The 20632-nt window shown below is 64.8% G+C and carries 19 protein-coding genes; 13 read left to right on the forward strand and 6 right to left on the reverse strand.

Going from position 1 to position 20632, the window contains the following annotated elements:
- The first annotated feature begins 133 nt into the window (after positions 1-133).
- From QNI11_RS04210 to rpsO, 3 genes are all read left to right on the forward strand, one after another.
- Positions 134-655: a DUF1643 domain-containing protein gene (locus QNI11_RS04210; protein WP_283982453.1), complete on the forward strand. Its 522-nt coding sequence runs from the start codon at positions 134-136 to the stop codon at positions 653-655.
- A gap of 112 nt (positions 656-767) precedes the next feature.
- On the forward strand, positions 768-1982 hold the full coding sequence (locus QNI11_RS04215; RefSeq protein ID WP_283982454.1) for a calcium-binding protein: 1215 nt from the start codon (positions 768-770) through the stop codon (positions 1980-1982).
- Between the two features lie 373 nt (positions 1983-2355).
- On the forward strand, positions 2356-2625 hold the full coding sequence (rpsO, locus tag QNI11_RS04220; protein ID WP_283982455.1) for a 30S ribosomal protein S15: 270 nt from the start codon (positions 2356-2358) through the stop codon (positions 2623-2625).
- A 69-nt stretch (positions 2626-2694) separates the two neighbouring features.
- Here the strand turns inward: rpsO and QNI11_RS04225 are convergent, their stop codons facing one another.
- From QNI11_RS04225 to QNI11_RS04235, 3 genes are all read right to left on the reverse strand, one after another.
- Complete coding sequence (locus QNI11_RS04225; protein ID WP_283982456.1) at positions 2695-3306, reverse strand: glutathione S-transferase family protein; 612 nt, start codon at positions 3304-3306, stop codon at positions 2695-2697.
- A gap of 72 nt (positions 3307-3378) precedes the next feature.
- Entirely contained in the window at positions 3379-4647 is a 1269-nt protein-coding gene (locus tag QNI11_RS04230) for a sodium:proton antiporter (RefSeq protein ID WP_283982457.1), read from the reverse strand.
- Between the two features lie 131 nt (positions 4648-4778).
- Positions 4779-5471 carry a nitroreductase family protein gene (locus tag QNI11_RS04235; protein ID WP_283982458.1) on the reverse strand — a complete coding sequence of 231 codons (693 nt, stop codon included), beginning with the start codon at positions 5469-5471 and terminating at the stop codon, positions 4779-4781.
- A 344-nt stretch (positions 5472-5815) separates the two neighbouring features.
- On the opposite strand from QNI11_RS04235, the gene pnp reads away from it, so the two are divergent.
- A complete protein-coding gene (gene pnp, locus QNI11_RS04240) occupies positions 5816-7957 on the forward strand; it encodes a polyribonucleotide nucleotidyltransferase (RefSeq protein WP_283982459.1) in 2142 nt (713 codons plus the stop codon).
- Between the two features lie 88 nt (positions 7958-8045).
- Here the strand turns inward: pnp and QNI11_RS04245 are convergent, their stop codons facing one another.
- Positions 8046-8441 (reverse strand): nuclear transport factor 2 family protein, encoded by a 396-nt coding sequence (locus QNI11_RS04245; RefSeq protein ID WP_283982460.1) that lies wholly within the window; start codon positions 8439-8441, stop codon positions 8046-8048.
- Positions 8442-8708: 267 nt separating this feature from the next.
- On the opposite strand from QNI11_RS04245, the gene QNI11_RS04250 reads away from it, so the two are divergent.
- The gene (locus QNI11_RS04250; RefSeq protein WP_283982461.1) at positions 8709-9074 is read left to right on the forward strand and encodes a YigZ family protein; all 366 of its coding nucleotides are present in this window, start codon (positions 8709-8711) and stop codon (positions 9072-9074) included.
- Between the two features lie 217 nt (positions 9075-9291).
- Here QNI11_RS04250 and QNI11_RS04255 read toward each other — a convergent pair whose 3' ends face one another.
- Complete coding sequence (locus QNI11_RS04255) at positions 9292-9978, reverse strand: response regulator transcription factor (protein ID WP_100927700.1); 687 nt, start codon at positions 9976-9978, stop codon at positions 9292-9294.
- A 165-nt stretch (positions 9979-10143) separates the two neighbouring features.
- Between QNI11_RS04255 and ribA the strand changes: the two genes are divergently transcribed.
- The 3 genes from ribA (at position 10144) to QNI11_RS04270 (ending at position 12806) form a co-directional block, all read left to right on the forward strand.
- Complete coding sequence (ribA, locus tag QNI11_RS04260) at positions 10144-11220, forward strand: GTP cyclohydrolase II (RefSeq protein ID WP_283982462.1); 1077 nt, start codon at positions 10144-10146, stop codon at positions 11218-11220.
- A 69-nt stretch (positions 11221-11289) separates the two neighbouring features.
- On the forward strand, positions 11290-12291 hold the full coding sequence (locus tag QNI11_RS04265; protein ID WP_283982463.1) for an LLM class flavin-dependent oxidoreductase: 1002 nt from the start codon (positions 11290-11292) through the stop codon (positions 12289-12291).
- A complete protein-coding gene (locus QNI11_RS04270) occupies positions 12291-12806 on the forward strand; it encodes a L,D-transpeptidase (RefSeq protein ID WP_283982464.1) in 516 nt (171 codons plus the stop codon). Before QNI11_RS04265 ends, QNI11_RS04270 begins: the two co-directional genes overlap by 1 nt.
- A gap of 183 nt (positions 12807-12989) precedes the next feature.
- Here QNI11_RS04270 and QNI11_RS04275 read toward each other — a convergent pair whose 3' ends face one another.
- Complete coding sequence (locus QNI11_RS04275; protein WP_283982465.1) at positions 12990-14186, reverse strand: M24 family metallopeptidase; 1197 nt, start codon at positions 14184-14186, stop codon at positions 12990-12992.
- 729 nt (positions 14187-14915) lie between these two features.
- Between QNI11_RS04275 and QNI11_RS04280 the strand changes: the two genes are divergently transcribed.
- The 5 genes from QNI11_RS04280 to QNI11_RS04300 all read left to right on the forward strand — a co-directional run bounded on the left by QNI11_RS04280 (position 14916) and on the right by QNI11_RS04300 (position 20630).
- Positions 14916-16019, forward strand: coding sequence for an ABC transporter ATP-binding protein (locus QNI11_RS04280; protein WP_100927695.1), 1104 nt, complete (start codon positions 14916-14918; stop codon positions 16017-16019).
- Between the two features lie 115 nt (positions 16020-16134).
- Positions 16135-17247 carry an extracellular solute-binding protein gene (locus QNI11_RS04285; RefSeq protein ID WP_100930837.1) on the forward strand — a complete coding sequence of 371 codons (1113 nt, stop codon included), beginning with the start codon at positions 16135-16137 and terminating at the stop codon, positions 17245-17247.
- Between the two features lie 155 nt (positions 17248-17402).
- Positions 17403-18506 carry an extracellular solute-binding protein gene (locus QNI11_RS04290; RefSeq protein ID WP_100927694.1) on the forward strand — a complete coding sequence of 368 codons (1104 nt, stop codon included), beginning with the start codon at positions 17403-17405 and terminating at the stop codon, positions 18504-18506.
- A 124-nt stretch (positions 18507-18630) separates the two neighbouring features.
- Entirely contained in the window at positions 18631-18921 is a 291-nt protein-coding gene (locus QNI11_RS04295) for a DUF1330 domain-containing protein (protein WP_100927693.1), read from the forward strand.
- The gene (locus tag QNI11_RS04300) at positions 18918-20630 is read left to right on the forward strand and encodes an ABC transporter permease (protein WP_283982466.1); all 1713 of its coding nucleotides are present in this window, start codon (positions 18918-18920) and stop codon (positions 20628-20630) included. Before QNI11_RS04295 ends, QNI11_RS04300 begins: the two co-directional genes overlap by 4 nt.
- Positions 20631-20632 lie beyond the last annotated feature (2 nt).

Below are 20632 nucleotides of genomic sequence, written 5' to 3' on the forward strand. Positions count from 1 at the left end.
GGCGGCGCACAGCCCCGCCCTACTTCATGTCGCGCGGGCAAGGTGCTGCGCACGTCGACCCCTGTCAAGCGCTGCAGGCCGGCGATGCCCGCGGTCTTGCGCCGGGCCGTCCGAGAAGGCAGAAGGCCGGGCGATGATCGAGCGGACAGCGAAAATAGACGGCATTCGGAGCTGGGCGTATTATTCGCCCTGCCTGGCGTGGCGCTACGGGCTGCGGCGTGTCTGGGGCGCGGACCCGGAGCTGCTGTACATCATGCTGAACCCGTCGACCGCGACGGAGCTGGCCAACGACCCGACCATCGAGCGCTGCCAGCGGCGGGCCGTGCAGCTCGGGTTCGGCGGGATGCGCATCGCCAACCTCTTTGCATGGCGTGCAACCCGTCCGCAGGAACTGCGCACCGTCGCCGATCCCGTCGGGCCAGAGAACGCGGCGCTGCTGGAGAACTGGTGTGCCGGGGCGGAGATGACGCTGGCCGCATGGGGCGTGCATGGTGTGCTGATGGGAGAAGGACCGCGCGTCGCACGCAGGCTGACCGGCGATGTCCGGCACCTCGGCCTGACCCGCGAAGGCCACCCGCGCCACCCGCTGTACGTTCCTTATGCCCGCCAACCCGTGCCGTGGCCGGTCGAGGCACGTTACCCCGTGGCAGTTTGACCCGGTCTTTCCGGAACGGGGCGACGCTTCCTTAACCTGTTTGGGGGAATTTCGTTGTTGGGACACGGGTGATCTGTGATCTTCCGCAAAGTTTGCATCGGGACAGTCTACCATGTTCTTTCTCGTCGGGTTGCTGGGCATGATGGCTGTCGGATCGATCGTGATCGCCGGCACTGCCGACGTGGAGGAAGGCCTGGAGGACGACGGTCTGCCACCGGATGACATCGGTTCTGCCGATGCGGAGACCTCCGTCGACAGCCTACTGCCCGCCCTGCAGGACGCGACCGACACGGCGCCGGTTGCAGAGGTGATCTCTTGGCCCGGACCGTCTGCCGATCCGATGGACATACCGACCGGGCAAGCCGGAATAGACGCTCGGGACGTTTCCGAGCCGCTGAGCCTGTTCGATGTGATGGGCTTGTCCGGGTTGTTCGGCGAAAGCCAGGTGGACACGCCTTCAGTCTCGTCCGAACAGCAAGCCATGCCCGGCGACGACGCATTGGGCGTGGGCGGCGCTGGATTGACCGAGGACGGCACGGACGACGCCGATCCCCTGACAGGCGCGGATGCAGCCGATCTGCTGAGCGGTGGGGGTGGCAATGATCTGGTCGACGGACTGGGCGGGGCCGACGACCTGCATGGCGGCGACGGCGCAGATACCCTCCGAGGCGGGGAGGGCAACGACACGCTCTACGGCGATGGCGGTGACGATGTTCTGCGCGGTGACGGCGGTGCGGACGTTCTTTATGGCCACGAGGGCAACGACAGCCTCGCCGGTAACGGCGGCGCGGATGTGTTGCAGGGCGGGCCGGGAGACGACGTGCTGGATGGCGGTACAGGCAACGACGCCTTGCACGGCCGCGAGGGTGCGGACCTCCTGCGCGGCGGACGCGGCTCCGACACGCTGTTGGGCGGTATGGGCAACGACGTCCTTGTCGGCGTCACGCGCGACGCCGATGGCACCGACCTGGATGCAGGCGATTTCCTGAACGGCGGTGACGGTGCCGATACGATCATCGCAGGATCCGGAGACCTTGTGCACTGCGGCGAGGGGACGGACACGCTGGTCGTTGGCAACTGGATCGCCGGCCCGGCGGCGGAGCTTGTCGATTACGACGCGGCCGAGGACCAGCTTGTGATCGTGTTCGACGACAGTCCGGGCAACGCGGAACCGGAACTGGAAATCCGCTTGTCCGCCGACAACCCGGCTGTCACGGAGATCGTGCTGAATGGCCATGTACTGACCACCATGCCGACAGCGGACGCCCCGACATTGGAAGGGCTGGTGCTTGTGGGTGAGAGCATGGCCGACGTCCTGATCGGCTGAAGTACGAGGTCGTGCGTTTTGGCCAGCACCAGTGATGACTTCGCGGCTGTCGCCCTGTCGTCCTCTCCATGTCAGGGAAGCGACCGCATTTGGCCTTTCCCCAGCCTGTGAAAAAGGTGCGGCGTCATTTAAACGCCCGCAAGGCTGAAGTTGGGGGGCGCGGCTGTTCATCCCCGCCACGATCGGCACGGCATCAAGGAGGCAGCCACACCCATGACCTGCCCGGCACATCGGGCACAAACGGTCTTTCCAAACCAGATGGAATCGCGTATGCGCACGCATCCGTTCGGGACACCCGGGCGGATTTCTCCACGGGCCCTGCTGGACGACATCCCGGCTTGTGCCATGACCCTTAATCCGAAAGGAGACCCCGATGTCGATCACTGCAGAAGAAAAAACACGCCTGATGAAGGAATACGCGACGAAAGAGGGCGACACCGGTTCCCCGGAAGTCCAGATCGCGATCCTGACCTCTCGCATCACCACCCTGACCGAGCACTTCAAGACCCACAAGAAGGACAACCACTCCCGTCGTGGTCTGCTGAAGCTCGTCGCACAGCGCCGCAAGCTGCTGGACTACCTGAAGGCCAAGGAAGAGGCACGTTACACGGACCTCATCAAGCGCCTCGGCATCCGCCGCTAAGGCATTCGGGTCATTCCGAGGGACAGGCGCCCGCTCCGACAGGAGCGGGCGTTTTTCGTTTGCCGGAGGTTACTCGACAGTGGCAAGCGCCGCGTCGCGCGCCATCGTGTTCTGCGACGCAGGCCGGGCATTGCACCGCTCGACCCAGGCGCGGATGCCCGCATCGTCCGGGACGAGGTCCGGCAGCCACCGGAACAGCGAGTTCACGATCAGGTCGGCCACGGTGTAGCTGTCGCCCACCAGGTATTCCCGTGCGTTCAATGTACCGGACAGACGGGCCACCAGTTCGTCCCATCCACGGAAATTGGACCGGAAACCCGGATTGTCGATCTTGAGGAACTTCGCGACGACGACCGGCTCCACCACGCCCGCGTACCACGCCAGCCATTCGAGGCACTTGGCACGTTCGGGCGTGCCGGCGGAGGGCAGGAGACCGGCGTCGGGGAATAGTTCGCACAGGTGCTGGGCGATGGCGATGCTCTCGACGATGACGGTCCCGTCATGATCGAGTGCCGGAACCTTCTTCTCCGGATGCGGGTTGCCGGCATCGGGGCCGCCCGATCCGTCGGCGCGGGTGATGCCGACGGTGCGCACGGTGACGGCGTCTTGGGCGCCGAGTTCCTCGATCAGGGTAACGATGCGCGAGGAGCGGGACATCGGCGAATGGTATAGGGTAAGCATGGATCAGTCCTTTTTCTGGATGTCCCCAAGCTAGCCCGGGACCCTGTCAGTTTATGGCAGGGTGATGTCGCTTCAGACCAGATCGGGTTCCCGCCCGACACGGTTTGCCAGTTTGCCGACGGTCAGGCCCTGCACGATGATCGAGAAGACGACGATCACGTAGGTGACGGTCAGGATCAGCGACTTCCATTCACTTTCGGGCAGGGACAGCGCGAGCGCGACGGAGATGCCGCCCTTCAGGCCGCCCCAGGTCATGATCGGCATTACGCCGGGCGCGAAGGTCTGGAAAGGTTTCAGCATCAGGATCGGCACGACCACGGCCGCCGTTCGCCCCAGCAGGGCCAACGCGATGCAGAACACGCCGGTCACCAGCGCGTCCATGTTGAGTTGGACTGCAAAGATCTCCACGCCGATCAGCATGAAGAGCACGGCGTTCAGGATCTCGTCGACGAGGACCCAGAACTTCTCGACGTATTCTCGCGTCAGGTCCGACATGCCGTGCTTGGCCCCGATGTCGCCGATCAGCAGCCCGGCGCAGACCGCGGCGATGGGGGCGGAGACATGCAGCGCGATGGCCAGTTCGTAACCGCCGAAGGCGAGCGCGAGGGTCATGAGCACCTCGAGCGAGTAGTCGTCGATGTGGCGCATCACGCGGAAGGTCAGCCAGCCCAGCACGAGGCCAAGCGCCGCGCCGCCAAGCGCCTCCTGCGCAAAGAGCCGCAGCGCGTCGAGCGCGGGGGAGGACTCTGCGCCGCCCTGTGCGCCATGTGCCGCGGCTGCCGGAAAGGCGAGCCCGATCAGCACCAGGTAGACCACGTAGCCCACGCCGTCGTTGAACAGGCTCTCGCCCGCGACCTGCGTTTCAAGGGACTTGGGGAGTTTGGCCTCTTTCAGGACGCCCATGACCGCGACCGGGTCGGTGGGCGAGATCAGCGCGCCGAAGACCAGCGCCACGAGGATCGGCGCGCCGGTCAACCAGTGGAAGCCAAGGCCGATGACCCCGGTCGACAGGGCGACGCCCGCCGTGGCCATCAGCAGGACAGTGGCCCAGACATCCTTCAGGTCGGACAGCTTGACGTGCAGCGCCCCGGCGAAGAGCAGCAGGCCCAGCATCCCTTCGAGCAGGGCGTCGGAAAAGTCGATGTTCGTGACAATGGTGCGTATGTCGTCGGCCAGCGTGAAACTGGGAACCAGCCTGTCCAGCAGCAGCGCGCACATGGACGTCAGCAGCGCCACGACCAGGATGCCGATGGCGGAGGGCAGCTTCAGGATGAAGTAGTTGACCGTGCCGAAGACGGCGGCAAGGACGATCAGAAGCGATGCGATCTGGAGAATGTTCATGGTCACTGTCCGGAAAATACTGAATTTTTCCCGTCCATAGCATGCCCGCCAGCATGCGCAGGCGCAAAACCGTCAGGCCGGTGCATTTGTGGGACGGGCGTGTCCCGTGCGACATCCGGCGCGTGGGCGGTTCATTCGGCGATGGTGAGGATTTCCGAAAGCGGCTTCTTGATCGTCGCGGCGCGGGGGATGGTCGCATCGGCGGCGGGATGGCCGCAGGCGAGGATCATGATCGGTTTCTCGCTTTCCGGTCGGCCCAGAAGTTGTGTGAGGAATTTCATCGGGTTGGGCGTGTGCGGCAGGCAGGCGAGCCCGGCCTGGTGCAGCGCGGCAATCAGGAAACCGGCGGCGATGCCTGTGCTTTCCGGGACGTAGTAGTTCTTGTACCGCGTGCCGTCGTCGAACAGCCCGTAGCGTTGGGCGAAGATGACGATCAGCCACGGCGCGTCCTCGAGATGCGGTTTCGTGGGGCCGGTGCCGATGGGTTCGAGCGCAGACAGCCATTCGTCGCCTGCGGCACCCTCGTAGAAGCGGGCCTCTTCCTCCTCGGCGGCGGCCCGTATGCGGCGCTTGAGGTCCGGGTTCGCGACGGCCACGAAGTGCCAGGGCTGGTGATTGGCGCCAGAGGGGGCCGAGCCTGCGGTGCGGATGCAGGTCTCGATCAGGTCCCGCGGCACCGGACGGGGGGAGAAGTCGCGCACCGTGTGCCGGGTCTGCATGGCGGCCAGGAACAGGTCCGCGGCGTGCCGCATCTGCGCGTCGGACATGGCATCGCGGGCGGGCAGGGGCAGGGCTTCGTAGGCGAGGGCAGACTTGGTGAACATGGCGGCTCCGGCGTCGGGTCGGCGCAAGGGTTGCGGGCGTGGCGGGCGGTGTCAATGGCGCTCTGCAGACAGGCGCCGCGCCCGGCAGGGACGGCTTTGCAGGCCGCTTCACAGCGGGCCGCGCGCAGGCCCCGATACTTCGCGAGCGGCCTCTATTCACAGTTGGTTTTGTGCCGCTCAAAGCGGGTTTCCACGGCCCGCCTTTTCCTGTATGGCCCCTGCATCTGAGACGTGACGCACTGACCCCGGCGCATGAAACGATGAGAGGGGTCGGCGGCAATGGGGCCGCCATTCAATCGGAGGACCCGAGAGGGCTCGGGAGTGCCTCCAGACAGGATACGATGATGTTCAAAGAAGTGAAAAAGACACTCCAGTGGGGCGAAGAGACGCTGACACTGGAAACCGGCAAGGTTGCGCGCCAGGCAGACGGCACCGTGATCGCCACCCTGGGCGAAACGTCGGTCATGGCCAACGTGACCTTTGCCAAGACGCAGAAGGAAGGGCAGGACTTCTTCCCGCTGACCGTCCACTACCAGGAAAAATACTACGCCGCCGGCAAGATCCCGGGCGGCTTCTTCAAGCGCGAGGCGCGTCCGACCGAAAAGGAAACGCTGACCGCGCGCCTGATCGACCGTCCGATCCGTCCGCTGTTCGTGCCCGGCTTCAAGAACGAAGTGCTGGTGATGTGCACCGTGCTGAGCCATGACCTCGTCAACGATCCCGACATCGTCGCGATGATCGCGGCCTCCGCGGCCCTGACGATCTCCGGCGCGCCCTTCATGGGCCCGATCGCCGGTGCCCGCGTGGGTTACGAGGACGGCTCCTACGTGCTGAACCCGACCGTCGACGACATGCACCTGCTGCGTGACAACCCGGAGCAGCGCCTCGACCTCGTGGTCGCGGGCACCAAGGACGCCGTCATGATGGTGGAGTCCGAGGCCTACGAACTGACCGAGGACGAGATGCTGGGCGCCGTGATGTTCGCGCACGAGCAGATCCAGCCGGTCATCGACCTGATCATCGACCTGGCCGAAGAAGCGGCAAAAGAGCCGTTCGACTTCACCCCGCCGGATTACTCGGCTCTGTTCGACGTCGTGAAAGCGGCGGGCGAAGAGAAGATGAAGGCCGCCTATGCGATCTCCGACAAGCAGGAGCGCGTTGCCGCTGTTGCCGCCGTCAAGGAAGAGATCAAGGCCGGTCTGACCGAAGAACAACTGGCCGACTCCAACCTCGGCTCGGCGCTGAAGAAGCTGGAATCCCAGGTTCTGCGTTCCGACGTGGTCGTCAACAAGCGCCGCATCGACGGTCGTGCACTGGACCAGGTCCGTTCCATCGTGTCGGAAACCGGCATCCTGCCGCGGACCCACGGTTCGGCCCTGTTCACCCGTGGCGAAACGCAGGCGCTGGTCGTGACCACGCTGGGCACCGGCGACGACGAGCAGATGATCGACGCGCTGCAGGGTACCTACAAGTCCAACTTCCTGCTGCACTACAACTTCCCGCCGTACTCGGTCGGTGAAGTGGGCCGCGTGGGCTCCCCGGGCCGTCGCGAGATCGGCCACGGCAAGCTGGCATGGCGCGCGCTTCAGGCGGTGCTGCCGGCGGCGACCGACTTCCCCTACACCATCCGCGTGGTGTCGGAGATCACCGAGTCCAACGGGTCGTCCTCCATGGCGTCCGTCTGCGGCGGCTCCCTGTCCATGATGGACGCGGGCGTTCCGCTGAAGGCGCCGGTGGCAGGCGTGGCCATGGGCCTCGTGCTGGAAGAGGACGGCTCCTACGGCATCCTGACCGACATCCTGGGCGACGAGGACCACCTCGGCGACATGGACTTCAAGGTCGCGGGCACCGAGAACGGCATCACCTCGCTGCAGATGGACATCAAGGTCGCGGGCATCACCCCCGAGATCATGAAGACCGCGCTGGCACAGGCCAAGGAAGGCCGCCTGCACATCCTCGGCGAAATGTCGAAGGCGATCTCCGAGGCGGGTTCGTTCTCTGAGCACGCGCCGCGCATCGAGACGATGAACATCCCGACCGACAAGATCCGGGAAGTGATCGGCTCGGGCGGCAAGGTCATCCGCGAGATCGTGGAAATGTCCGGTGCCAAGGTCGACATCAACGACGACGGCGTGATCAAGATCGCATCACCGAACGGTGACTCGATCCAGAAGGCCTACGACATGATCTACGCGATCGTCGCAGAGCCGGAAGAGGGCCACATCTACAAGGGCAAGGTTGTGAAGATCGTCGATTTCGGCGCCTTCGTGAACTTCTTCGGCAAGCGTGACGGCCTTGTGCACGTCAGCCAGATCGAGAACCGCCGCCTGAACCATCCGTCGGACGTTCTGAAGGAAGGCCAGGAAGTCTACGTCAAGCTTCTGGGCTTCGACGACCGCGGCAAGGTGCGCCTCGCCATGAAGATGGTCGATCAGGAAACCGGTGAAGAACTGGCGAAGGAAAAGGAAGCCGAACAGGCTGACTGACCTTCAAGGCCGGGTGGCGCATAGCCCCACCCTACGATAACGCGGGCGGTCCGGACATCGGGCCGCCCTTTTTTCGTTGCCGGTCAGGTCAGCGGGCGCGGCTGGCGTGACGGTGTATCAGCTTCCAGCCGCTTTCGGTCTCGCGGAAGATTTCGGTCACCCGCAGGGTCATGGACGTCTTTCCATCCTCGTCGGCGAGGCAGACCTCAGCGTGCTGGAAGCCGGTCCAGAACCCGATACCGCCCGCGGCGCCCTGGTCAAGGATTTCGAAATGTGTGGTTCCGCCCGGCGCGAAGCGGGCTGCCGAATGCTCGTTTGTGTTTTTCACCGCGACGGCCCCCGCGGTGACGCTGCCCATGGGATCGTAGAAGGTGGATTGGCCTTCCTCGACGGAGATTGCCAGCAACGCCTCCGGGCGGCCATGCATGTATTCCCGGGCCGCCGCCTCGCGCGCTTCCATGAAGCTGTTGAAATCCTGTGCCATGGGCGCTCCTGACTGGTGTTTCGCAAGGTCAACGCCCGAAGGCGCGCCGCCGTTGCCTGTGCCGCCCCTGTCACCTTACGGGGTTGACCCGATTTTTACAGAGTTTCGATAAAAACGATTCTGTCAGAAGGCGGATCACGGTTGCGATCCCCGACGAGGGACGATCCGAGGGCCCCGGTGCGCAAACGCCGGGGCCCACCTTTCCGTCAGCCCCGATGCTCCCGTGACGCTTGCGATGGCGCGACCACCCGGTGTAGGCGCAAGGGCATGCTGATCCTGCAGAACATCATCTCCGACCGTGGATCGCGTTACGCAGTCTCTGGCGGCCCCTGCGCGTCCGAGGCCGAGGCGCAGGCCTTCCTGACCAAGCTCAAGCGGAACAAGAAGTTCGCGAAGGCGACCCACAACACATGGGGGCTGCTGACCGAGGACGGGCCGATCAAGAACGACGACGGTGAAAGCGGCGCGGGCATGGTCATCCTGCGCATGCTGGAGCGTGAGGGTGTGACCGGCGAAATCGTCGTGGTGACGCGCTGGTACGGCGGCAAGCACCTGGGCGGTGACAGGTTCCGGCACGTGCAGGAGGCGGTGCGGATCTACCTCGAAGCGCGGGCGGAGGAGGGCGGCGCCTGACCCCTTAGCCGGACAAAAAAAAGACCCGGGCATTTGCCCGGGCCAAGTCCAACAGGGAGGTGCATATGATAACCCGCATATGCGACGGGAACTGTTACCTGCATATAAGGTGCAGGGCCTATATTACTTTGATCTGCGTCAACTGAGACTGCGACAAGTTCTGCACGTTATCGGAGTGTTGCGCAAATGCCATGGCCTTTCCGGGCGAGGTGTTCGGTCAGGAAACGAGCCGGTAGCCACCGGACTCCGTTACCAGCAAACGCGCGTTGGACGGATCCGGTTCAATCTTCTGACGCAGACGGTAAATATGCGTCTCGAGTGTGTGCGTGGTGACACCGGCGTTGTAGCCCCAGACCTCGTGCAGAAGCGTGTCGCGCGGCACGACGCCATCCGTCGAACGGTAGAGGAACTTCAGGATGTTGGTTTCCTTCTCCGTCAGGCGGATCTTGCGGTTGTCCTCGGTCTCAAGCACCTTCATCGCGGGTTTGAAGGTGTAGGGGCCGACGGTAAAGATCGCGTCCTCCGACTGTTCGTGCTGGCGGAGTTGCGCCCGGATGCGGGCCAGCAGCACGGGGAACTTGAACGGCTTGGTCACGTAATCGTTCGCGCCCGCATCGAGCCCGAGGATCGTGTCCGCGTCCGAGTCGTGCCCGGTCAGCATGATGATCGGCGACTTCACACCCTGCTTGCGCATCAGGCGGCAGAGTTCCCGGCCATCGGTATCCGGCAGCCCCACGTCGAGGATGATCAGGTCGTAGACCTGCTCCTTCACGCGGGACATCGCGGTGGCCGCGCTGTCGGCTTCGAAGACCTCGAAGTCTTCGGTCATGATCAGTTGTTCGGCCAGGGCTTCGCGCAGGTCCTCGTCGTCGTCCACGAGAAGGATGTTCCTGAGTTGCGCCATTGTCGGGCTCCTCGATGTTGTCTTTTGAGGCAGATGGCGCCATGCAGGGGCGCTGACAAGGAATGTGGCAGAAGTTTCACGGTCTCGTGTGCAAGAGCGGGAATTGTTACAGCTTCGGCCGGTCCCTGAAACAGCTGTTGAAACAAAGGTCTGGAGGCGGACGACATGAGGCCGGATCTGAACGAGACCCTCGCGCGGGCGCGCGCGGACCTGCGTATGGGGGTGCCGGTGGTGCTGACCTCCGGCGATCGCACGGTGCTGGTGGCCGCGGCGGAGACCATTGCCGCGGCACGGCTGACGGGGATGCTGGCGCTTGGCGACGTGGATCTGACCATCACCGGCCGCCGGGCCGAGACGCTGAAGGCGCGGGCCTACGACGGCGACATTGCCCGTGTCGCGGTGCCCGACGGTGCTGCCCTGTCCTGGGTGCACGGCATCGCCGATCCGTCCGAGGACCTGTCGAAGCCGATGAAAGGCCCGCTGATGACACGGCGCGGCGGGGACGCGGGGCTGCACCGGCTGTCCGTCACGCTGTGCAAGGGCGCGCGCCTCTTGCCCGCGGCGCTCGTCGTGCCGGTGGAGCGGGGCTTTGCCGCTGCCGAGGGGCTGGTCTCCATCGACGCAGGTGCCGCCGCCCCCTTCCTCGAGGCCGTCCCGGTCCTGCGCCACGTTGTCTCTGCCCGTGTGCCGCTGCGCGCCGCGGAGGATGCGCGCCTGCACATCTACCGGCCCGAAGACGGCTCCGAAGAACACTACGCCATCGAGATCGGCCGCCCGGACCGCGCCGCACCGGTGCTGGCGCGCCTCCATTCCGCGTGTTTCACCGGCGATCTCCTGGGTTCTCTGAAATGCGACTGCGGCCCGCAGCTGAACGCCGCGCTGATGCAGATGGGCGCGGAAGGCGCCGGTGTGCTGCTGTACCTCCAGCAGGAGGGCAGGGGCATCGGTCTGGCCAACAAGATGCGGGCCTATGCGCTGCAGGATCAGGGCTTCGACACGGTGGAGGCCAACCACCGGCTCGGGTTCGAGGACGACGAACGCGATTTCCGCCTCGGGGCGCAGATCCTCGGCTCTCTCGGGTTCGAGGCGGTGCGGCTGATGACGAACAACCCGGCAAAGCTCGCCATGATGGCGGATTGCGGAATTGCGGTGGCCGAACGTGTGCCCCTGAAAGTCGGTGAAACGCCCTTCAACGCCCGTTATCTTGCAGTAAAGGCCGAGAAGTCGGGCCACCTGTTCTAGCGACGGCACTTCGGCGCGGGTCTTGCGCCCGGCGTCCGCAGGCATAGGTTTGTCCCGAAGGAGATCCCCATGCGTTATTCCCTGCTCGACCTCGCCCCGGTGCCTGAAGGCAGCTCCACCGCCGATGCCCTGCGCAACACCGGCGACCTCGCCCGCCAGGCCGAGGCGTTGGGGTATCACCGCTACTGGCTGGCCGAACACCACAACATGCCCGGCATCGCGTCTGCGGCGACGGCTGTCCTGATCGGCCATGTCGCCGGGCTGACAGAGCGGATGCGCGTCGGTGCGGGCGGGATCATGCTGCCGAACCACGCGCCCCTCGCCGTGGCCGAAGCCTTCGGCACGCTGGCCACACTCTATCCCGGACGGATCGACCTGGGGCTAGGCCGTGCCCCGGGCGGCGATCACGCGGTGATGCAGGCCCTGGGCGTCCATCCCGAGCGGGCAGAGAATTTCCCCAACGAGGTCGCGGAACTGCGCGCGCTCTTCGGCCCGCCCGTCGAGGAACGCTTGGTGCGCGCCCACCCCGGCGAAGGCACGGAAGTGCCGCTCTGGGTCCTCGGCTCGTCGCTATACGGCGCACAGGTGGCCGCGGCACTGGGCCTTCCCTATGCCTTCGCCTCGCATTTTGCCCCGGCCGCACTGGAAAAGGCGTTCGAGGTCTACCGCCGCTACTTCCGCCCGTCGGAGACACTTGAAAAACCCTACGCGATGCTCGCGGTCAACGTCTTCGCGGCCGACACCGAAGGCGAAGCGCGACGGTTGAGAACCACAATGCAGCAGGCCTTCTACCGGCTGCGGACTGGCAAACCCGGCAAGCTGCCAGCCCCGGTTGACGACCTTTCGCAGGTGGTGCCGCAAGGCGCGATGCCGGCGCTGGACGAGGCGCTGCGCATCAGTGCCGTCGGGGATCCAACGCAGGTGGAGGCGCAACTGCGTACCCTGATCGCAGAGCACCGCCCGGACGAGGTCATCTTCACCGGCCAGATCCACGATCACGCGGCGCGTGTGAAGTCCTTCGCCATTGCGGCAGACGCGATGCAACGGATCTCCCGGGCCGAAGCTGCCTGATGCGCGCAGTGTCCTCCAGCGACATGGTGCTGACCCGGCAAGGGCTCCGGTTCGCCGGTCATGTCTGGCCGTGCACCATCGGGCGCGGGGGCGTGCGCACGGACAAGCGTGAAGGCGACGGCGCCACGCCCGCGGGCGTTCATGATATCGTGGGGCTTCTCTACCGACCCGACCGCATCGCCCGGCCCGTCCCCTGGGCGGTGCCCATCCGGCCCGGCGATCTCTGGTCCGACGACTCGCGCCACGAGGATTACAACCTCATGGTCCGTGCCCCCTACCCATGGAGCCACGAACGCCTGCGCCGCGCAGACCGCCTCTACGACCTCGTGATCCTTACGGACTGGAACTGGCCCCGGGCCGAGAAAGGGCGCGGCTCTGCCATCTTCCTGCACCGGTGGCGCCGCCCGGGCTTCCCGACCGAGGGCTGCGTGGCTTTCCGGCCCGAACACCTCCTGCGGATCGCCAGCGGGATCGAGATCGGCACACGGCTCATCGTGCCAGCATCACTCGCCTGACACCCAAACCCGCGCGATCAAGGCCCAACGCCCAAGGCGAGCCGCCCGAGACCAGCGCGGCAGACCCTTCATCTTGGTTCAAATACCTGATCAGCGCCAACCGCGGGTCCGACCTCATGGCAAGAGTGCCCGCCGCGGGAGGCCCAGGCCTCCAGCGGCGGATCGACGCCGAAGGCGGCGAAATCACTTCACGAACAGCTTCCGGGGCCGGTCGCACAGGCACTCGGCTGCTTGACCCTCGCGGATGACGATCGATTCCGTGATCTCCAGCCCCCAGTTCTCCATCCAGAGGCCCGGCATGAAGTGGAAGGTCATGCCCGCTTCCAGCACGGTTTCGTCCTCGGGCCGGATCGAGATGGTACGCTCGCCCCAGTCCGGCGGATAGCTCAGGCCGATGGGATAGCCCGACCGTGCCCCCCGCGTGATGCCGGCCTTGATCAGCGAGGCGTTCAGCGCGTTGGCGATGTCGCAGGCGCGGTTGCCGGCGCGGGCGGCCTCCAGCCCGGCCTCGATGCCTTCGACCAGCGCGGCCTCGGCGTGCAGGATGTAGTCGGGCGGCTCGCCCAGGAAGATCGTCCGGCAGAACGGCGCGTGGTAGCGGCGCACGCAGCCCGAGATCTCGAAAAAGGTCGCCTCGCCGGTGGAAAAGGGTTTGCCGTTCCACGTCAGGTGAGAGGCGGCCGCATCGGCGCCCGAGGGCAGGAGCGGCACGATGGCGGGGTAGTCGCCCCACTGGCCTTCCGTCCCGGTGACCGCATCGCGGTAGATCTCCGCCACGATCTCGTTCTTCGGCACGCCGGGCTCGACCCGCTCCAGCAACCCGTCGATGATCTTCTCGGAGATCCGGGCGGCGGCGCGCATGTAGGTCAGTTCCTCGTCCGACTTGACCGCGCGCTGCCAGTTCACCAGCGCCGTCGCGTCCTCGAAATGCGCGTCGGGCATGGCGGCGCGCAGGGTCAGCCAGGCCTTGGCGGAGAAGTAGTAGTTCTCCAGTTCCACGCCGATGCGCGCGGTCGCATAGCCGAGGTCGTGCAGGCGGGCGGCCAGCTCCTGCATCGGGTGCTTCTCGGTCGACTGGATGTAGGTCTCGTCGTAACTGGTGACACGTTCGTCATCCATCCAGACGGTGCGCAGGGCGCCCGCACCGTCCTGCCGGCGGCCCCACCACATCGGGTCCGTGGTCGGGTCGGCAAAGACCAGCACCCCCTGGTGCACGTAGAAGGACCAGCCGTCGTAGCCGGTGATCCAGGCCATGTTCGACGGATCGGTGAGCAGCATCACGTCCAGGTCGTGCCGCGCCATGGCGGCGCGGGTCTTGGCCAGCCGGCGGTCGTATTCCGACTGCGAGAATGGCAGGGATTTGGCGAACTGGTGCGGCACGGGGGGCTCCTGCAGTAAGTGTCTTCGGGCACCCTAGGGGCGGGGGTTCCACACGGTCCAGACGGGAAGCGACACGAAGAGACGCTTTTTGACCGGGTGCCCGACAAGCGGGCTGATCCCGTCATCGCTCGGTCCCCCGGTTCACGTCCCGGTGCAGAGCAACCGTCGTGCATCGGACGACCATTTTCATGCAAAGATGACCCTAGGATGGGGCGGATCTGCACACAGCGGTCTGCGGGCACGCGACCGAATCGGGCCGAAATCGGCGCGGAAAGTGCCTGCGATTCGCTATCGGGTTGAGAGAATCACCCTTCGCGGCGCGACGCGTCGACCGCTTCGGAAGGCGGTCGGGCCGGGGCATTTTGCGGGAGGATCGTCGTCTCTGCAGGGTTGTGCGCGCAACGATCACTTCCGGGTGCAATTGCCTGATGTTTGAGCAGTCCCGGTGCGATATCTTGGGGGATAACGTGTGTATGGGCACCAATTTTCGCGTTTTGGATGAGAAACCGCCCGGCCCCAAACAATCCTGCCGCAGGAGGATTTACGGATGGCCCATGGTTCTCCCGTCGATTGTCCTGCGCGACGCCGTTTTTCTGACCGGAAGTGCCGGATTTGCCTGCCTGATGTGCGAGCTTCGGGGAGATGCTTGCAGTCATGCCCGTAACGGGTTTTAGTTTGAGACCATAAAAGCGGATCAAATCCGCGGAACAAAAACACAGGGAGCCTGCTTTGGCAGATGGATCTTCGGGCGACGCATTCGTCGCATTCGAGCGTGTGCAGAAGAGCTACGACGGCGAAACGCTGGTCGTGAAAGACCTCAACCTCTCGATGCCGAAGGGCGAGTTTCTGACGATGCTCGGGCCGTCGGGGTCCGGCAAGACCACCTGCCTGATGATGCTCGCCGGTTTCGAGACCGCCACGCATGGTGAAATTCTTCTGGACGGAAAGCCGATCAACAACATTCCGCCGCACAAGCGCGGGATCGGCATGGTGTTTCAGAACTACGCGCTGTTCCCCCATATGACCGTGGCTGAGAACCTGTCGTTCCCGCTGGAAGTGCGCAAGATCGGCAAGTCCGACCGCGAGGCGAAGGTCAAGCGCGCGCTGGACATGGTGCAGATGGGCGCATTCGGCGGCCGCCGCCCGGCACAGCTTTCTGGTGGTCAGCAGCAGCGGATCGCGCTGGCCCGCGCTCTGGTCTTCGAACCGGAGCTGGTGCTGATGGACGAACCCCTGGGCGCGCTCGACAAGCAGCTGCGCGAGCACATGCAGTTCGAGATCACCAACCTCGCGCACAGCCTCGGCATCACCACGGTTTACGTGACCCACGACCAGACCGAGGCGCTGACCATGTCGGACCGCGTCGCGGTGTTCGACGACGGACGCATCCAGCAGCTCGATCCGCCGGACGTGCTGTACGAGGAGCCGAAGAACAGCTTCGTCGCGCAGTTCATCGGCGAGAACAACACGCTGGAAGGCGTGGTGCAGGAGATCAAGGGCGATCACTGCGTGGTCAAGCTGGACGGCGGCGAGGTGATCGACGCGACCCCGGTAAACGTCTCGAAGGTCGGTGAGCGGACCAAGGTTTCCATCCGGCCGGAGCGGGTCGAGTTCAACAAGGACCGCCTGCAGCCCGGCGCGCACACGCTGAAGGCCGAGGTGCTGGAATTCATTTACATGGGCGACATCTTCCGCACCCGTCTCAAGGTGGCGGGCAACGACGATTTCGTCATCAAGACGCGCAACGCGCCCGACCAGGTGCGACTGCAACCCGGCAGCACGGTCGAGATCGGCTGGCTCCCGAAGGACTGCCGCGCGCTCGACGCGACCTGAGCGCCGTGAAGGATACCGCCCGTTCCCGGAATGGGGCGACGGCGGTTGAACTTGGGCCGGTTGTGAAACCCGTAACCCGGCTCTGTCTTCAACGGGTGTTGTTATGGAGAATTGGATGACACTCACGCGGAACCTTCTCGCCACAACCTGCCTGTCGCTTGCGGCAGGTGCGGTGAGCGCGCAGGACATGGCCGACAGCATGACCATCGTCAGCTGGGGCGGAGCCTATCAAAACAGCCAGGTCAAGGCCTACGCCGAGCCCTACATGGAGGCAAACCCCGGTGTGTCGATCACCTGGGACGAGTCGTCCAACGAAGCGGTGGCCAAGCTGCGCGCGCAGGCCGAAGCCGGCAACATCACATGGGACCTCGTTGACGTCGAAGGCCCTGACAGCCAGCGTCTGTGCGACGAAGGCCTCGCCATGGAGATCGACTTCGACGAGGATCTGGCCGCCGGTGAAGACGGCTCCACCGCGACCGAAGACTTCGGTCCGTCCGTGATCAACGACTGCTTCATCCCGCAGATCGTGTTCTCCACCACCTTCGGTTACCGCACCGACGTGGCGGACTGGAACGGCGCGACGCCGGACAGCCTCTGCGCGATCTTCGATCTCGAGAAGTTCCCGGGCAAGCGTTCGCTGGAGAAGCGCCCGAAGAAGAACCTCGAGTGGGCGCTGCTGTGTGACGGCGTCGCCAAGGAAGACCTCTACGACGTGCTCGACGAGGACGGCGGCGTGGACCGCGCGCTTGCCAAGCTGGACACCATCAAGGATCAGGTTGTCTGGTGGTCCGCGGGTGCAGACACCCCGCAGCTGCTGGCAGATGGCGAGGTCGTGATGGGCTCGACCTACAACGGACGCCTGTTTTCTGTTATCGAAGAGCAGAAGCAGCCGGTCGCAATGCTCTGGGACTGGCAGGTCTTCGACTTCGACGGCTGGATCATTCCCGCCGATCTGCCCGAGGACCGGCTGGCGCGCGTGATGGACTTCGTGAAGTTCGCCACCGACACCCAGCGCCTCGCCGACCAGGCGAAATATATCTCGTACGGCCCGGCACGCGCATCTTCGCAGCCGCTGGTCTCGACCCATGCCGACATGGGAATCGAGATGGGGCCGCACATGCCGACGAACCCCGCCAACCAGAAGAACTTCCTCGTGAACAATATCGAGTGGTGGGCTGACAACCAGGACGACGTGGAAGCGCGCTTCCAGTCCTGGCTGGTCAAATAAGTCAATCGGGTGGGGCGGCCGCGAAACCGCCCTACCTGTCTTACCGGAACGGGGCCCACCCGGCCCTGTCCGGACAAGGCGGAGCGGAACGTATCGCTCTGCGTGAACTGCGGGATGGATGACGAAACCGTCCCGCGACGACAAGGGAGACCGAAATGAAATTCACCAAGACCCTGATGGCGACAACGGCACTCACCGTGGCTGCCACCGGTGCCTTCGCGGAAAGCCACGGCAACATGGCGTCCGACATGACCCTCGTGAGCTGGGGCGGTGCATACCAGAACAGCCAGCAGAAGGCCTACGTCGAACCCTACCTCGAAATGCACCCGGACGTATCCGTGTCGTGGGACGAGTCCTCGGCCGAGGCGGTTGCCAAGCTGCGTGCAATGAACGAAGCGGGCAACGTGACCTGGGATCTCGTGGACGTCGTGGCGTCTGACGCCATCCGTCTGTGCGACGAAGGTCTGGCCATGGAAGTCGACCACGACGAGCTCCTCGCGGAAGCGCCCGACGGCACCTCCGCTTCGGACGATTTCGGCGACCTGATCGTCTCTGATTGCTACATCCCGCAGATCGTGTATTCGACCACGGTCGGCTATCGCACGGACCTCGTGCCGGAAGGCACCGAGCCGCCGTCCGACATCTGCGCCGTCTTCGACCTGGAAACCTACCCGGGCAAGCGCGCGCTGGAAAAGCGTCCGATCAACAACATGGAATGGGCGCTGCTCTGTGACGGCGTGGCCAAGGAAGACGTCTACGACGTTCTAGAGACCGAGGAAGGTCAGGACCAGGCTCTGGCCAAGCTGGAGACCATCAAGGACCAGGTCGTCTGGTGGAACGCGGGCGCAGACACGCCGCAGCTTCTGGCCGACGGCGAAGTGTTCATGGGGTCGACCTACAACGGCCGCCTGTACTCTGCCATCGTGGAGCAGGACCAGCCGATCGGCATGCTCTGGGACGCACAGGTCTTCGACCTGGACGGCTGGATCATTCCCGAAGGTCTGCCGGAAGACCGTCTGGCGCGCGTGAAGGACTTCGTTAAGTTCGCCACCGACACCCAGCGTCTTGCCGACCAGGCACAGTACATCTCCTACGGTCCGGCACGTGCCTCCTCGGCGCCGCTGGTGCCCGAAGACATGAAGATGCACATGCCGACCGACCCGGCGAACTCGGGTAACACGTTCCTCTACAACTACGAGTTCTGGGCTGACTACCGCGACGACATCGACGCGAAGTTCCAGGCCTGGCTCGCTCAGTAAGGGCCCGGGCAGGGCGGCGGCGCATAGCCCCGCCCTACCTTGCGACATCGTCCGTGGCGGGGCATCCGCGCCGCCACGGGCCACAAACAAGACGACAGTCAAAATGACAGGGGGACGGGGCACCATGCCCAAGGGCTACATCATAGGCCACATCACGGTTAAGGACCCTGAGTCCTACCGCGAATACGTCGAACGCGACACGCCGATCCTGCAACGGCTGGGCGGCACGTTCATCGTCCGTGGGGGACAATCCCAGGTCGTCGAGGGCAAGGCCCACGACCGCCACGTCGTCATCGAATTTCCCAGCTACGCGGCCGCGCTGGCGGCCTACAACGATCCGGAGTACCAGGAGGTCGCCCAGATCCGCCACAACACGGCGGACAGCGTGATACTCGTGGTCGAGGGGGCAGAATGACCGACGCGACCACAGATCCAGACAAGATCGAAGGACCGACACCCGACAACGCCCTGCGGGCCGCGGACAAGGCAAAGTCCGGGCCGATGCTGGCGGCGGACGGGACGCCGCTGAAGCGCAGCCTGGCGCGCGCCCTGCGAAGGCAGAAGCTGCGGGCGCTGATGCTGATCGCGCCGCTGCTCATCTTCGTGCTGGTGACCTTCATCGCACCGATCGTCGACATGCTGTTCCGCTCGGTCGAGAACCAGATCGTCTCCGAGACCCTGCCGAAGACGGTCGTCGCGCTCGAGGACTGGGACGACGAAAGCGGCGAACTGCCCGGCAACACGGTGTTCAACGCCGCCTACGAGGACATTTTCCTCGCCGCCGAGAAGAAGCTCCACACGCGCCTCGGCACCCGTCTCAACTACGAACTGACCGGCGTCTCCTCGCTGTTCCGCAAGTCGGGCCGCGGGCTGGATGACATCGGCGAGGTCTACCAGGACCAGTTCGAGGATCTCGACGAGAACTGGGACGAGGCGCTGCCGTGGGCCCAGATCATGGGCGACCCGGAATGGATCGCCAAGCAGGAGGAATGGGACAACACCGCCGAGGATGACCGTGGCCGGATGCCCCGGTTCGACCTGCGCGACGACATTGTCCAGACGCTGCCCAACGCCTCCATCGCCTACCGCGACTTTGCCCGCTTCCAGCAGACCGAGGAAGAGAGCAGCCCGCTCGAGGAAGAGCCCTGGTCGCTGGTGCACACGATGCTCTACCGCGACCTCGCGGCCGGCGACATGTCCGACTACACCGGCCCGCAGGCCGAGATGCTGAAGGCCGCCGACGCGCTGGTCGACAGCCCGGATTTCGAGACCGTCGACATCCGCGCGGCTTTCGAGAACATCGACAAGGACTGGCTCGACATCGACGTCTGGAAGACGATCAAGATGTACTCGCCGAATTACACCAACGGCTATTTCCTGAACTCCATCGACATGCAGAAGACGCCCGAGGGGCCGGCGCTGCGGGATGAGGACGAACGGATCTACGGGCTGCTGTTCAAGCGGACGATGTTCATGTCGATGGTCATCACCTTCAGCTGCATCGCGCTGGCCTACCCGGTGGCCTACCTTCTGTCCAACCTGCCTGCGCGCACCGCGAACCTGCTGATGATCCTCGTGCTTCTGCCCTTCTGGACATCGCTTCTGGTGCGGACCTCCGCATGGAAGGTGATGCTGCAGCAGCAGGGGGTGATCAACGACGTGCTTGTCTGGATCGGCCTCGTGGCGGACGACAACCGGCTGGTGATGATCAACAACCAGCTCGGCACGATCATCGCCATGACGCACATCCTGCTGCCGTTCATGATCCTGCCGATGTACTCGGTGATGGCGACCATCCCGCCGACCTACGTCCGTGCGGCGAAGTCGCTGGGCGCCACCAACTGGACGACTTTCTGGCGGGTGTACTTCCCGCAGTCGGTCCCGGGCATCGGGGCGGGGTCGATCCTCGTGTTCATCCTCGCCATCGGCTACTACATCACGCCCGAGATCGTCGGCGGCACGACCGGCACGTTCATCTCGAACCGGATCGCCTACCACATCTCGTCCTCGCTCAACTGGGGCCTCGCGGCCGCGTTGGGGACGATCCTGCTGGCGGTGGTGCTGATCCTCTACTGGGCCTACGACAAGATCGTCGGCATCGACAACGTGAAGCTGGGGGGCTGATC

This window comes from Sagittula sp. MA-2 (assembly GCF_030126985.1).
Lineage (GTDB): Bacteria > Pseudomonadota > Alphaproteobacteria > Rhodobacterales > Rhodobacteraceae > Sagittula.

Bases quoted from the DNA above. Each gene is read 5' to 3' on its own strand.
- QNI11_RS04210 (WP_283982453.1), top strand. From the start codon at position 134: ATGATCGAGCGGACAGCGAAAATAGACGGCATTCGGAGCTGGGCGTAT.
- QNI11_RS04215 (WP_283982454.1), top strand. From the start codon at position 768: ATGTTCTTTCTCGTCGGGTTGCTGGGCATGATGGCTGTCGGATCGATC.
- rpsO (WP_283982455.1), top strand. From the start codon at position 2,356: ATGTCGATCACTGCAGAAGAAAAAACACGCCTGATGAAGGAATACGCG.
- QNI11_RS04225 (WP_283982456.1), bottom strand. From the start codon at position 3,306: ATGCTTACCCTATACCATTCGCCGATGTCCCGCTCCTCGCGCATCGTT.
- QNI11_RS04230 (WP_283982457.1), bottom strand. From the start codon at position 4,647: ATGAACATTCTCCAGATCGCATCGCTTCTGATCGTCCTTGCCGCCGTC.
- QNI11_RS04235 (WP_283982458.1), bottom strand. From the start codon at position 5,471: ATGTTCACCAAGTCTGCCCTCGCCTACGAAGCCCTGCCCCTGCCCGCC.
- pnp (WP_283982459.1), top strand. From the start codon at position 5,816: ATGTTCAAAGAAGTGAAAAAGACACTCCAGTGGGGCGAAGAGACGCTG.
- QNI11_RS04245 (WP_283982460.1), bottom strand. From the start codon at position 8,441: ATGGCACAGGATTTCAACAGCTTCATGGAAGCGCGCGAGGCGGCGGCC.
- QNI11_RS04250 (WP_283982461.1), top strand. From the start codon at position 8,709: ATGCTGATCCTGCAGAACATCATCTCCGACCGTGGATCGCGTTACGCA.
- QNI11_RS04255 (WP_100927700.1), bottom strand. From the start codon at position 9,978: ATGGCGCAACTCAGGAACATCCTTCTCGTGGACGACGACGAGGACCTG.
- ribA (WP_283982462.1), top strand. From the start codon at position 10,144: ATGAGGCCGGATCTGAACGAGACCCTCGCGCGGGCGCGCGCGGACCTG.
- QNI11_RS04265 (WP_283982463.1), top strand. From the start codon at position 11,290: ATGCGTTATTCCCTGCTCGACCTCGCCCCGGTGCCTGAAGGCAGCTCC.
- QNI11_RS04270 (WP_283982464.1), top strand. From the start codon at position 12,291: ATGCGCGCAGTGTCCTCCAGCGACATGGTGCTGACCCGGCAAGGGCTC.
- QNI11_RS04285 (WP_100930837.1), top strand. From the start codon at position 16,135: ATGACACTCACGCGGAACCTTCTCGCCACAACCTGCCTGTCGCTTGCG.
- QNI11_RS04290 (WP_100927694.1), top strand. From the start codon at position 17,403: ATGAAATTCACCAAGACCCTGATGGCGACAACGGCACTCACCGTGGCT.
- QNI11_RS04295 (WP_100927693.1), top strand. From the start codon at position 18,631: ATGCCCAAGGGCTACATCATAGGCCACATCACGGTTAAGGACCCTGAG.
- QNI11_RS04300 (WP_283982466.1), top strand. From the start codon at position 18,918: ATGACCGACGCGACCACAGATCCAGACAAGATCGAAGGACCGACACCC.